The sequence below is a fragment of the Hyella patelloides LEGE 07179 genome (assembly GCF_900659865.1).
In the GTDB taxonomy this organism is placed as follows: domain Bacteria; phylum Cyanobacteriota; class Cyanobacteriia; order Cyanobacteriales; family Xenococcaceae; genus Hyella; species Hyella patelloides.
The window spans coordinates 19591-31956 of the sequence record NZ_LR213821.1 but is presented as its reverse complement, the minus strand read 5'-3'; the positions used below and the strand labels follow the sequence as shown (position 1 = coordinate 31956).

The window sequence follows — 12366 nt, the reverse complement described above, 5'->3', positions numbered from 1 at the left end:
GAGAGAGGATTACAGCCATTTTTAAATTTAAGTTTTTCTTATTAGAAAAAAATAGAGCAATTCTTTTCTCTCTAAAGACTTCAGGATTTAGAAATGATAAAAGTTTTCGGAGTCTGACAGAAGAGGGTTATAGCTTATAGCTTATAGCTAGGAAGCTCCGCTCCTTTATATAGTGTCATTGTTTGGGTATATAAATTGATAGAGACGCGACGGGGCGATACAAGCTTTTGAAATGAATTCAAGAGACAGCCCCTCATATATCACGTCTCTACATGGGTTGTTATTATGTTTCCCAAATTTGATAATTGATATTAATTAAATCATCTGATTGTTAAATTCTAAACACTGGCTGCTGCTTCTTTTTTCGCCGAACCTTGAGTACCCAATTGAATCAACTCAATCTTGTAACCATCGGGGTCTTCTACAAAAGCAATTACAGTACTACCATGCTTCATCGGACCTGGTTCTCTAGATACTTTACCACCCAGAGACTTAATTTTGTCACAAGTACCGTAGATATCATCCACGCCTAAAGCAATGTGTCCGTAACCGTTGCCAAGATCGTAGTTGTCTGTACCCCAGTTATAGGTTAGTTCAATTACAGTATTGTCTTTCTCATCGCCATAACCCACAAAAGCCAAAGTAAATTCTCCTCCTGGGTAATCTTTTTGGCGCAGTAATTTCATCCCCAAGACATCACAATAAAATTCTTTGGATTTATCTAAATTGCCTACCCGCAACATAGTATGTAGCATTCTCATGGTTTGGTTCTCTCTTTAAATAATTCTCTCTTCTTTTAAGATAATAGAAATTTTCAAGCGATGCTGTCTCTACTCGGTTATCTTTATTTAGCTTAAATATCCTAGTAATTCTAATTCTTGTCCAGCTATTTTTTGGAATTGAGCGATTTCTTTTTGACTTAACTCTTTTTGAAACCGACTGACACTAGAAGAATTAATTGGTTTCGATAGTTTGGAAAACTCTTCTCTCTTACTACTCATAATGGAATTTTTAGAGTGCATAAATGGGCTGAGTTGTTTGGCAGTGTATTGCTCGTTGAGAAATTCCATCATGTTTTTAACAACTTCTTCTGGATTATTTACTAGCTCTTCGTATTTAATATCAATTACTCTGGGATGATTTCCCATTTCCAGACGGGCAGTGACACATTTTTTCCAGTACTTAGCGTAACGAACAAGGTCGCTACCTTGTTTAACATTAGGATGATTACGAGCCGAGCAATAACAGTCGCGTCCATCCCGAAACATATTGATAAATTGGGAGTTGGTAAAATGTTTGATTAAAAAGTTTATTCTTAGAACATGAGATGGGGTTTTTTCAACAAATCTTTTTCTTTGATTTTCTTCACAAACTTGTTGAGCATAAGCATCAAAAAATTGAATGATATCTTGAGATTCTTCTCTTAGCTGATTCACCGAATTATTTTGGGGATTTGAATCATAGCTAATCAAGTTGTTTAAAATTTTTTTACGTGTAAAAAACCCAGTTTCATAACCTGGACTAGCTAGATTAGGATGTGTTCCTAAAATTAATTTCATCAAAGTCGTTCCACTTCGAGGAGCTCCAAAAATAAATATATGATCTTGAACTGAGCTTGAGCTAGGACGATGCCAATCTATGAGCTTGGGTAAATAACTAGGGTCTTTCAAATATTGTGCTATTGCTCGAAGGTTCAAGGTTGTCATGGTGATTGATAGATTTTTGCGGTTTTTTTACAAGTCTACGGCTGCTTAAATTCTTTGGTAAATACTTATAAGAAATTAATTGTATCTTCAGTGCCAAAGTTTTGGAAAATATTTTCTACAGACTCGACTAAAGCAGAATAACTCTTCAAAAGCATCACTTTTTCACTGCCTTCTCATTTTAATCTTGTTTTTTAGTTCCTGGTATCTCTTCTCAGTCTTTAGCGATCGCGCTATCGAGCATGACAAATAAATACAAGATTAATCAAACAAGAGCCTATAACACCTCATATTTGTCAATCCTGAATAAGTACCTAGTCAATAAACGCATTTTATTGACTATTAAGTTTTGTAAATATTTTGTTGACGTTGATCTGCTAAATTTAAGACAGAATAAAGCTTTGAAAGTTATTAAGAAAGATTAATTTAAAAAAGAGAAAACAAAACCAAAATTATCATGAGCCTTCTGATAACGGCACATTAGTACAAATATCATATACTGCAACCCAAGTAAACTCGTTGTTCGTTTTTTCACAAATTGTAATTAAATTGAACGTTCAGCAACAAACAGCTAATTACCCATCAAAATCATAATAAGAAATCAGAAACAATATTAATTTATTACTCTGACAATTAAGTTTTCTCTCTCCATAAACAAACCCTGACTTTCCGAGTTGCAAGCTGCACTATATTCAGAGTTGGTAATTAAAATAAATGCTTTGTCCCTATGTCTTTTGTCCCTTTTGTCCTTAATCTCTAAAATCCCATGACGAATGACAAATGACCGAGAGGGATGGCGAGGTCTCCTCGCGTCCTTGTACGCCCCGTCCAATCGAGGTGTTAACCAAGAAACAATAATTAAAAATATTTAAGGAGAAATTAGTGAAATTAGCTTATTGGATGTATGCTGGCCCTGCTCACATTGGTACATTAAGGGTTGCTAGCTCTTTTAAAAATGTTCATGCTATTATGCACGCTCCATTAGGAGATGACTACTTTAACGTCATGAGATCCATGCTAGAGCGAGAAAGAAACTTTACCCCCGTAACTGCTAGTGTTGTAGATCGAAAAGTTTTGGCTAGAGGCTCTCAAGAAAAGGTCATTGATAACATCACTCGTAAAGACCAAGAAGAACGTCCCGACTTGATTGTTCTTACTCCTACTTGTACCTCCAGTATTTTGCAAGAAGACTTACAGAACTTTGTCGATCGCGCTCAAATGGATGCTCAAGGAGATGTTTTACTCGCCGATGTCAATCACTATCGGGTGAATGAGTTACAAGCAGGCGATCGCACTTTAAAGCAGATTGTCGAGTTTTATTTGCAAAAAGCAGTCAAAAAGAACGAGCTTCCCGAAGGTAAAACAGAAAAACCCTCCGTTAATATTATTGGTATTTCTACCCTAGGTTTTCATAACCAACACGACTGCACCGAATTAAAACGCCTCATGGCTGACTTGGGTATAGAAGTTAATGAAGTTATTCCCGAAGGCGCATCAGTACATAACCTGAAAAACCTAACTCGCGCTTGGTTTAACCTCGTTCCTTATCAAGAATTAGGGGTGATGACTGCTCAATATCTAGAAACCGAATTCAATATGCCCTATGTAGATATTACGCCAATGGGTGTAGTAGAAACGGCTCGTTGTATTCGCAAAATTCAACAGATACTTAATGCCCAAGGCTCAGAAGTAAACTACGAAGACTATATTAATAACCAAACCCTTTATGTCTCTCAAGCAGCGTGGTTTTCTCGCTCTATTGACTGTCAAAACTTGACTGGTAAAAAAGCAGTTGTTTTTGGTGATACCACTCACGCTATAGCCATGACCAAAATTTTAGCGCGAGAAATGGGTATTCATGTGGTTTTAGCAGGTACTTACTGCAAATACGATGCAGAATATTTTAGAGAACAAGTAAGTGAATATTGTGATGAGATTTTAATTAGTGAGGATAATGGCGCAATTGCCGATGCTATAGCTAAGATTGAACCTGCTGCTATTTTCGGCACACAAATGGAACGTCATGTGGGCAAACGCCTTAACATTCCCTGTGGTGTCATTGCAGCACCTATTCATATTCAAGATTTCCCCATTGGTTATAAACCTTTCCTCGGTTACGAAGGTACAAATCAAATTGCCGATTTAGTTTACAACTCTTTCACTTTAGGCATGGAAGATCATCTACTAGAAATCTTTGGCGGACATGATACTAAAGAAGTGATCACTAAAGGTATCTCAGCAGAATCCGATCTCAATTGGAATAAAGAAGCCAAAGCAGAATTAAATAAAGTTCCTGGCTTTGTACGAGGTAAAGTAAAACGCAATACTGAAAAGTTTGCCCGTGAAAGAGATATTAGCGAAATTACTCTTGAGGTGATGTATGCAGCTAAAGAAGCAGTGGGAGCTTAAAATTAGCTCGCTTGCCATTAGCTCTAAGCTATAAGCTTGAATCGCTTGAGACGGAGGAATTAACCTCCACTATGCCCTATTCCACTTAAAGAAGTGGAGGAGTTGACGAGCGACCCTGCCGAGGTTTCCTCGGCAAAGGAACGCCCTAAAGGACTTCCTTCGGTCGCGCGAGTGTTGAACCTGGCTATAAGCTCCAAGCTTATAGCTGTTAGCTAGTTAAAAAGAGGGCGTTGGTGAATCAAAGTATGATTTTTATAATTATTGATTTTCTCCAATTATTGAAAAAGCTTAGAGCTTAGAGCTTGAAGCTGAAAGCTACGAACAGTAACATTGAGCAAGGAAGCCCGTCGAGGAAACCTCGACATGGGCAAGTCTTGCTTATGTATGTCATCACTTAAGTCACCAACGCCAAAAAGAGAAACTGCTCTTTAGCTGAGATTTTTTTGCGCCCAAAGGGCTGATTGAGTACGATCTCGCACTTCCAATTGGCTAAAAATATTGGTCAAATGATTTTTAACTGTTCCTTCTGTGATATTTAATATAAAGGCAATTTCTCGATTATTCTTTCCTTGAGCGAGTAAAGTCAAGATTTCGATTTCGCGCACACTAAAACCTTCTTCATAACTGGTTTTCTGAGTCGAAGCAATGGGATTGAGTTGAGAAAATACTTTTGGTGCAATAGTAGGGTCTAGTTGACTGTAGCCTTGATGAAGACTACGAATTGCTGCTGCTACCTCTTGAGAAGGTGTACTCTTGAGTAAATAACCCAAAGCTCCTGCTTGCAAAGAATGCAGCACATATTCATCTTCGTCAAAAGTGGTTAGCACTAAAATCCGAATCCAAGGAAAACGTTGATGAATGGCATGGGTAGCTTGTACTCCATTACAGACTGGCATTCGTACATCCATTAAAATTATATCAGGTTGTAGTTGTTCGCTTAAAGCGATCGCTTCATTTCCTTCATTAGCTTCTCCTACCACTTCTAGATCTACTTCTAGTGAAAGCAAGGCAGCTAACCCTTGTCGAAATAGAGGTTGATCGTCTGCTAGCAAAAGTCTAATCATGGAATACGTATTTGGGAAACCGCGACGTTTTAACTCGCGGAGGAACAATCGTGAAACGGGTAAAGCCGTAAGTAGTAAAATCTACAATTTGGATACAGAATCTTTATATAGCAAAGGTTTGAACTCCTGTACTATAAGTATTAGTTAGCAAGTCGCGAAGACATCACGAATTGAGGGTGAGACTCCCAGTAATTGGACACTCTGGTTAAAAGGCGGATTGGGTAAATCCTAATCTCGGTATTAAATAATCTAGAATTAGCCGAAACCAAGTAAAGCTTTCGGGCATAGCGAAACAAAACTGACAAACATAGCTAACAATATCTAAATTTAAAGGTATGCTCAGACCCAGAAATGGGCGAGAGAGTAGGGGCAATTGGCAACGCCTTGATGCAGAAGATCAAAGTGTGGGCTGCTGTGTTCTGGGTAGTTTTTACTATCTGCGAATAAGACATGGCGGTACACAGAGATTGGTATGGTTCAAACTAAACGAAGTTTAGTTTCTTCTTAAAGAATTTCCTTCGCTAGAGAGCGCGGAGAGTGTCAAATCAATTTATGTTTAAAAAGCTTGGAGCTATTTAACCACTAACCACTAACAATATTTATCTTAAAAACTAAGTGGAATTATTACTTGAATCTGAGTTCCTTTTTTTGGCGCACTGTCGATCTTGATTTGTCCTCCTAGCATTTGTACTCGCTCTTGCATTCCTCTTAATCCAAAGCCAGAATTTAATCGATCGGACTCGAAACCAATTCCATTATCGGCTAAATTGAAAACAATTTGCTTGGGGGTTGTTTCACCTCCAAGGTTAACCAAAGAAGCATTGCTGTGTTTCTGAATATTGGTCAGCCCTTCTTGGGCAATGCAGTAAATTTGATGACTCGTTTGTAGAGGAAGAGTCGGAAAATTAAACCGAGCTTGCATCTGGCAGGAGCTATTTTGTTGAAATTGCTTAACTAGGGTCATTAAAGCTTGATTGAGATCGAAATTTTCTTCTCGCATCGTAGAAACCGAGCGTCTTACTTCCTGGACTGACTGAGATGCCAGGGTTTTAGCTGTTTTGAGAGCTTGTTGAGCTTGGCTTCGATTATGTTGTTCCAATCTGACTGCTAGTTCTAGCTGAATATTAAGGGAAGTAAGAGTATGACCTAGAGAATCGTGTATATCGCGAGCAATGCGAGTCCTTTCTAGTTTGGCTGCCAGTTTTTCTACTTCAGTCGTCAAAAAAACTGCTTTGGCATGACTTTTTCGCTCGGCAAGCCAAATAAAACAGAGTAAAATGACAAATGTACTCACTGCTAAATAAGCAACTGTATTTTCGAGGAAAATGTAAATAATATATCGTTGAGGATCGGAAAATATTTCTGGAATGATAGTATTTAACCACTCAATTTTGTTTTCAATATCCCATACTTGACAAATTTGCCAAATAATCCCTGTGGCGATCGCTATTTTAACAGTATCTTGACGGCTGAGCAAAAAGCAACTCTTAGCGATAACCAAATAAAGCAACAAATCGAAAGCTGTTGTGGTTACAATACAGGTCAAGAATATGCAGAGGATTTCGAGGAAAATATAGGTTCGTTTTTGCCATAGGGGACGATTGAGGGGAAAGGAAAAACTCAACAAAGCAAAGAAAACCAGAGTTACACAGTAAATTACAGAGCTATTTTCGACATATTCATATTGATTGCCATAAAGAAACTCCCCTACAAAAGCTACTATTAGATGACCTATCAAAATTGTCCACTCCACATAGAAAATAGTTCGGCGGATAGAAGGAAAAGCTTTGGAGATAGAGTTGATAGAGCTTGCTGCCATGATTTGTACGTCTTCTTTGCTAGAGAAATACTACAACAACTTGTCGAAATTAAAACATGACAAAGGTCATTTGAATTATTTAATTGTTGTGAAACAGGTATCATCATTGTTATAGGAACAGAAATGCGATCGAGCATAGCCCATCAGCGAAACCGATCGCTTTTTATCTAGCCAATTATCCCAGCAAGGAATTAATGACCATGATTTTTTCTTGGTTCTCGAAACTATTTCTGCTGTTTTTAATTTCTACGGGTTTACTTTTGGGTTGCCAGATCGCGAGGCAATCATCTGTTAACGAGCTTACTGAAAATAGCAACACCACAGATGCAGATGAAAGAGAGCCAGACTTATCTTCCCAGCGTGTTGAAATTAAGTCCGAGGAAGATGCTCGAAGAGTGCTGCAAGAAGACCCTTTATTCGAGGCAGATACATGGACGGGCTATTATCATTCTACTCTTCTGGGGGAAAATGAGCCTGTGCTAGATGGAACATTCCAAATTGTTTCTGAGCGGACAGTACCAGACTATTCTGTACCAATACGGATAACTTACACAGGACAGTATCAAAAAGGAGTTCGATACGGAGAATTTGTCACCACGGTAGATGGAGTAGAAGCAGAGACGAAATACAGGCTAGTTTATGGAGAAAATGGCAATTGCCAACGGGGAATAATTTACCAAAAGGGTGAAGGAATGGTGGATGAGCGAGTTATCGAAAACCCAAGCGAGTGTAGCTTTAAGATGCTACAGGACACTCTATATGGATTATGAAGGATCTAACCTCTCAAGGAATTTTTACTTACTTTGAAATGGATTTTGCACCATTGTCTTTTTAACTTTAGCAGCCTCTTTATCCAACTCTGTCACTTCCCCACTATCAAGATACCAACCCATAGCACCGATATTTTGCTTGGCTTGTTCGGGGTTTTTAGCTCCAGGGATAGGAAGAGTGCCTTTGCAAATACACCAATTAATAGCTACTTGAGCCATTGTTTTATTACGGGATTGGGCAATAGCCTGTAGACATTGCAAAAGCGATCGCGCATCTGGTAAAATTTGTTTACAACTCCAACCTCGAATCCCAGAGGGTAAATTATTTTCTGTGTATTTTCCTGTTAAAATGCCCAATGCTAGAGGGCTATAAGCAATTAATTTAATACCTAATTCATCGCAGGTTTCCTTGACTCCTAATTCCAGCACAGGGTAGGTAGATAATAGAGAATACTGCACTTGAAGAGTTTTGAGCGGAATACCTCGCTCTTGGAATCGCCGAGCCACTTTTTTCAGTCTTTTAGAGCCATAATTAGACAAACCTACTCCTTTTACTAAACCTTGCTCGTATAAATCTCCTAAACCATCTAAAAGCTGCCATTCTTGCCAAGGTAAATAGTTAGCGGTAGACCAATGCATTTGCACCAGATCGATATTTTTCCCAAAACGTTTTGCAGAAGCTGAACCCGCATTCAACATTGATTTTCTCGTGAGTCGCCAAGGGTAGGGTGCAAGTTTGGTAGCTAAACAAATTTTCTCTTGATTGATACCTTGATATTCTTGGGTAAATTTGCCTAACAGTAATTCACTACGCCCTTTTAACTTACCCGTACCATAAGAATCTCCTGTATCAAATAAAGTAACCCCACTACTGACACAGAGGTTAAATACTTCTTGTAATTGGCTATCCATGCTTTCTTGATAATTCCACAATAGCCGATTACCCCAAGCCCATGTTCCACAACCCATCACAGGTAAATGAATTTGTTCTTTAGTAGTCATTTTTAAAATTGTGATTATTGGAATTCACACGCTCTTCAGACAAAAGTCACATATTCTTTCTCTTTTAACTGTACTTGACTGGGGAATCTAACGATCGTGTTTTTTCCCGTTTTCATAGAGTTATCAGTCTTTAGTCGGTGGTGGATAAGGTTTGGCAAAAGTGAAGCATTCAGGAGAATCTCCGTGTAGAGTAAGATACTCTAGTTTGGCTTTCCCCTCTTCGATAGTGGGTAAATGTTCAGAGCGAATCCACCACATAGCAAAATGCTCACCTTGATATTTCTCAAACCATTTACGGCGACGCACGAAAAAATCACTATGCAAACTCTTGTAAACATATACTTTTAACTGTTCGACACTCCGCCAAACCGATATATTAGCTAGTATTTTTGGCTCGGGATAGGCGCGAATATCGGTGGCATTTCCTGATGAAGTTTTTAGTCGCCAAACAAAGCCTGGGCTAGCTTCTGCAACTCCATTGATCTTGTCAAGTGCATCAGCAAACTCAGCCATAATTGGGTTATCCAGAGGAGCTTTCATCAAAGCAATATTGATTTGAGCCAGATAATACTTCTGCTGGTGTAGTAAGTTCGCTTCTTGTTCGGTCATAGTCTTTAGTCTCGCCTTCAAAGCATCACCTGAAGTATCTAAAAACTGAGGTTAATCTGTCTTGAACGATGTTGACATTTGGCGGTAGTAACCAGGCGTAATACCGAACATTCGCTTAAAATGACGAGTAAGGTGGCTTTGATCTGACATGCCAACAGCGTTCGCCGTATCCGCAATCGACATACCTAGATTCAGAAATTGCTTGGCTTTTCGCATCCGAATTTGGTTCAAATAGGTGTAAGGTGGCATTCCCACTGCTTGACGGAAGACGCGAATTAAGTAGGAACGGTTTAATTTGGTAATTTTTACCAGTTGTTCCAACGAAATATTAGAACTAAAATTATCATGAAGATACTCTTTGATTAAACGGACGGCTTGATGTTCCTTGTTGAGTCGAATAGAGCGAACTGTGATATCAGCATAGTAGTATAGAATCGCTGAAAAAACTTCTACTAACAAAGATTGTTTTTCTAATTTATTTTGCGCTCGCTCAAGTGCTGTGTGTAGAGAAAAAATATTTTTAGCTAAAACCTCGTTTTGAACAACAGCATCCTTAAAATAGGGAGTTCCAATTATTTGAGCTTCCCTAGCTATTTGATTAATAAGATCGGTACTGGGGTAAAGCATCCGATAAGAGAGTGGCAATTCCTCGGCAGAATAACCTGTGTGGGCTTCCTCTGGATTCATCAAAATAATACTTTTAGGAGGAGCTAGATAAGTACTTCCTCGATAGTAGTTTCCCCCTACTCCAGACTCAATAACACCAATTGAGTAGCCAGGATGAGAGTGACGAGCATAATTGTAGTGAATTGCTTTTGCTCGAAATAATTCTAAGTTGTCGAACTCTTGAATCAAACAAAATTTCGTATTTAGATCGGCTTTTCTATTCATGCAAAATATGCGTCAAACGCCATATTTTTGATTTTATTTCAAGCAATGATACTTATAGTATTCATTGAATACCTAAATATCAACTCCAAAAGCTGCGCCTTCTTCAATAAAATTACTAAAGTTTTCTCGAATATTTTCGGCTTCTGAACCTGCTGCAAAGAGATATGTTCCCGATTGATTAAGGTTTTGAAAGCGGTATATCGTTTCGCCTAAACCAGAATCTGCACCATAGACATAAAAAGCTAACCCTTCTTCAGTAAAGCTATCGGCAAAATTAGCATTAATACTATTTCTTTCAGTTTCTCTAACAAAAGTATAAGTGCCTGGATTAATTTTACTTTGAAATCGATAGATCGAAATCAGATCGCCTTCAGGCTCAATACCTACTTTGAAAGCTAAACCTTCTTCTGTAAAGTTATCAAAGTTCTCTCGAATATTTTCGGCTTCGGCTTCTCCTGCATAAAGGTAAGTACCAGGAACATTCTCATTTTGAAACCGATATAAAGGTGATTCTAATATAGAATTAGAGTTATCATCAGGGTTTTCTGGATTCTCTGGATTCTCTGAATTTTCTGGATTCTCTGGGTTTTCTGGATTCTCTGAATTTTCTGGATTCTCTGAATTTTCTGAATCTGTTGCACCATAAACATTAATTTGCCAGGAATTCCAAGTCCCTGAATTTTCAGCTATTTCATCTGTTACCGTTAGTGTCCATTCTCCTTGAGAAGATTCTCCCCAGTGACGTACAGAAGTCAAAAGCCAATCATCATAATTATCACCATCATCTTCACGAGATTCTGCTAAAACTGATTCTGTACCATCAGGAGAGGTTAAAATAAGCTTCAAATTTCCCCGATTGCTATGCTCTGCATCAAAAATCACTTCTACCGACTCGACATTGATATCTTCAGTAATTTCAAAACTAGAGTTAATTCCCGTGGTATAGTTATCGGGAATCGTCGCATCTATCGCGATCTTTTCTGAAGTTATAGAAACCTCTTCGTCTACAGACTCCCAACTTAAAGCTGTATTAACTGCTGCTGTAGCATCAACACCACCGAAACCATACTTATAGTTAACATCATATCCTGCGCCATTTTGTACCCAATCTTCATCGTCGGGGTCATTTTTTTCTGCGGTTTCTACTAAAATATGCTGTACGTCGCGCCAAGTAAGATTGGGATTAGCCTCTAGCATTAAAGCGACAACGCCCGAAACTTGAGCCGTAGCTGCTCCAGTAGAACCAGCATAGTCATCGAGATAGTTGTTGCGTATAGTTATACCCGATATTACCCGACTGTCTGTAGTGGTAATCTTGGCTTCGTCATTGTGAGAATAGCCAGAAATCATTAAAGCAGCACCAGGAGTAGTGTAACCAGGATATTCCCCATTATGGTCGATCGCGCCAACAGTGATGGTATAGCGAGAATTATTAAAGGGATAATAGTTTATATTGTCTTCTAAACCTCCTGCTGGAGTCATAGTAACGTGAATGTTACCCAAACCACCTCTACCCTCGCGAATATTAGTTTCAATCCCTGCAAATAATTCTGAGGGAAGTGGCTCAAAACTAGAATAAAATGAACTGCTGTTATAAATATCTATTTCCTGATTTTGGTAAGTAAGAGCTTGAAGTTCGCCCCCTTCAATTCCAGGTAAGCCAAATTGAATTCTAAGGCTGGCAAAAGTCGCATCTGGTGCAACACCAATAAGCCCAATTTCGTTAGCTCCTTCTGCTGCTATTACTCCAGCAAAATAAGTACCTGTAGCAGTGGGATAACCAAATGTACCTGCAAATACACTGCGTATCTCTTCCTCTTCAATGGGAAAAGGGTCGCTATCATCTTGGACGAAATCGTAACTGAGAGCGGAACTATAATTATCGTTTAAATCTGGGTGTTCGTAATCTGCCCCTTGATGGACAATCCCAATGGTGACACCCTGCCCTGTAGCTGTTGACCAGGCATCAACTACATTAATATCTGCCCCTGGAGTCCCGCCTGTTTGACCTGTATTTTGTAAGTACCATTGGTTGGCAAAAAGTGGTGTTCTTTCGATAATAGTTGCGATATCTAAACCAGCCGTGGTCATTGTTGATT

Annotated in this window: 10 protein-coding genes; 2 read left to right on the top strand and 8 right to left on the bottom strand. The window is 38.7% G+C overall.

The window, feature by feature from the left end; all coding sequences use genetic code 11:
• Nucleotides 1-338 precede the first annotated feature (338 nt).
• Both gloA and H1P_RS11100 read right to left on the bottom strand, forming a co-directional pair.
• Nucleotides 339-761, bottom strand: a complete 423-nt coding sequence (gloA, locus tag H1P_RS11105) for a lactoylglutathione lyase (protein WP_144867184.1) — start codon at nucleotides 759-761, stop codon at nucleotides 339-341.
• 87 nt (nucleotides 762-848) lie between these two features.
• On the bottom strand, nucleotides 849-1706 hold the full coding sequence (locus H1P_RS11100; protein WP_144867182.1) for a sulfotransferase family protein: 858 nt from the start codon (nucleotides 1704-1706) through the stop codon (nucleotides 849-851).
• A gap of 879 nt (nucleotides 1707-2585) precedes the next feature.
• Here H1P_RS11100 and bchB point away from each other — a divergent pair.
• On the top strand, nucleotides 2586-4112 hold the full coding sequence (gene bchB, locus H1P_RS11095) for a ferredoxin:protochlorophyllide reductase (ATP-dependent) subunit B (protein ID WP_144867180.1): 1527 nt from the start codon (nucleotides 2586-2588) through the stop codon (nucleotides 4110-4112).
• A 428-nt stretch (nucleotides 4113-4540) separates the two neighbouring features.
• Here the strand turns inward: bchB and H1P_RS11090 are convergent, their stop codons facing one another.
• On the bottom strand, nucleotides 4541-5176 hold the full coding sequence (locus H1P_RS11090; RefSeq protein ID WP_144867178.1) for a response regulator transcription factor: 636 nt from the start codon (nucleotides 5174-5176) through the stop codon (nucleotides 4541-4543).
• A 604-nt stretch (nucleotides 5177-5780) separates the two neighbouring features.
• Nucleotides 5781-6995 (bottom strand): sensor histidine kinase, encoded by a 1215-nt coding sequence (locus H1P_RS11085; protein ID WP_144867176.1) that lies wholly within the window; start codon nucleotides 6993-6995, stop codon nucleotides 5781-5783.
• A gap of 200 nt (nucleotides 6996-7195) precedes the next feature.
• Here H1P_RS11085 and H1P_RS11080 point away from each other — a divergent pair, with 200 nt between their 5' ends.
• Complete coding sequence (locus tag H1P_RS11080) at nucleotides 7196-7765, top strand: hypothetical protein (protein ID WP_144867174.1); 570 nt, start codon at nucleotides 7196-7198, stop codon at nucleotides 7763-7765.
• Nucleotides 7766-7789: 24 nt separating this feature from the next.
• Here H1P_RS11080 and H1P_RS11075 read toward each other — a convergent pair whose 3' ends face one another.
• The 4 genes from H1P_RS11075 to H1P_RS11060 all read right to left on the bottom strand — a co-directional run bounded on the left by H1P_RS11075 (nucleotide 7790) and on the right by H1P_RS11060 (nucleotide 12358).
• The gene (locus tag H1P_RS11075; RefSeq protein ID WP_144867172.1) at nucleotides 7790-8767 is read right to left on the bottom strand and encodes an aldo/keto reductase; all 978 of its coding nucleotides are present in this window, start codon (nucleotides 8765-8767) and stop codon (nucleotides 7790-7792) included.
• Nucleotides 8768-8890: 123 nt separating this feature from the next.
• Nucleotides 8891-9376 carry a DUF3291 domain-containing protein gene (locus H1P_RS11070; protein WP_144867170.1) on the bottom strand — a complete coding sequence of 162 codons (486 nt, stop codon included), beginning with the start codon at nucleotides 9374-9376 and terminating at the stop codon, nucleotides 8891-8893.
• Nucleotides 9377-9427: 51 nt separating this feature from the next.
• Nucleotides 9428-10231, bottom strand: a complete 804-nt coding sequence (locus H1P_RS11065; RefSeq protein WP_186375935.1) for an AraC family transcriptional regulator — start codon at nucleotides 10229-10231, stop codon at nucleotides 9428-9430.
• 108 nt (nucleotides 10232-10339) lie between these two features.
• Entirely contained in the window at nucleotides 10340-12358 is a 2019-nt protein-coding gene (locus tag H1P_RS11060; RefSeq protein WP_144867166.1) for a S8 family peptidase, read from the bottom strand.
• Nucleotides 12359-12366: the final 8 nt, after the last annotated feature.

Bases quoted from the DNA above. Each gene is read 5' to 3' on its own strand.
- H1P_RS11075 (WP_144867172.1), bottom strand. From the start codon at position 8,767: ATGACTACTAAAGAACAAATTCATTTACCTGTGATGGGTTGTGGAACA.
- H1P_RS11085 (WP_144867176.1), bottom strand. From the start codon at position 6,995: ATGGCAGCAAGCTCTATCAACTCTATCTCCAAAGCTTTTCCTTCTATC.
- H1P_RS11060 (WP_144867166.1), bottom strand. From the start codon at position 12,358: ATGACCACGGCTGGTTTAGATATCGCAACTATTATCGAAAGAACACCA.
- H1P_RS11090 (WP_144867178.1), bottom strand. From the start codon at position 5,176: ATGATTAGACTTTTGCTAGCAGACGATCAACCTCTATTTCGACAAGGG.
- H1P_RS11070 (WP_144867170.1), bottom strand. From the start codon at position 9,376: ATGACCGAACAAGAAGCGAACTTACTACACCAGCAGAAGTATTATCTG.
- H1P_RS11080 (WP_144867174.1), top strand. From the start codon at position 7,196: ATGATTTTTTCTTGGTTCTCGAAACTATTTCTGCTGTTTTTAATTTCT.
- gloA (WP_144867184.1), bottom strand. From the start codon at position 761: ATGAGAATGCTACATACTATGTTGCGGGTAGGCAATTTAGATAAATCC.
- H1P_RS11100 (WP_144867182.1), bottom strand. From the start codon at position 1,706: ATGACAACCTTGAACCTTCGAGCAATAGCACAATATTTGAAAGACCCT.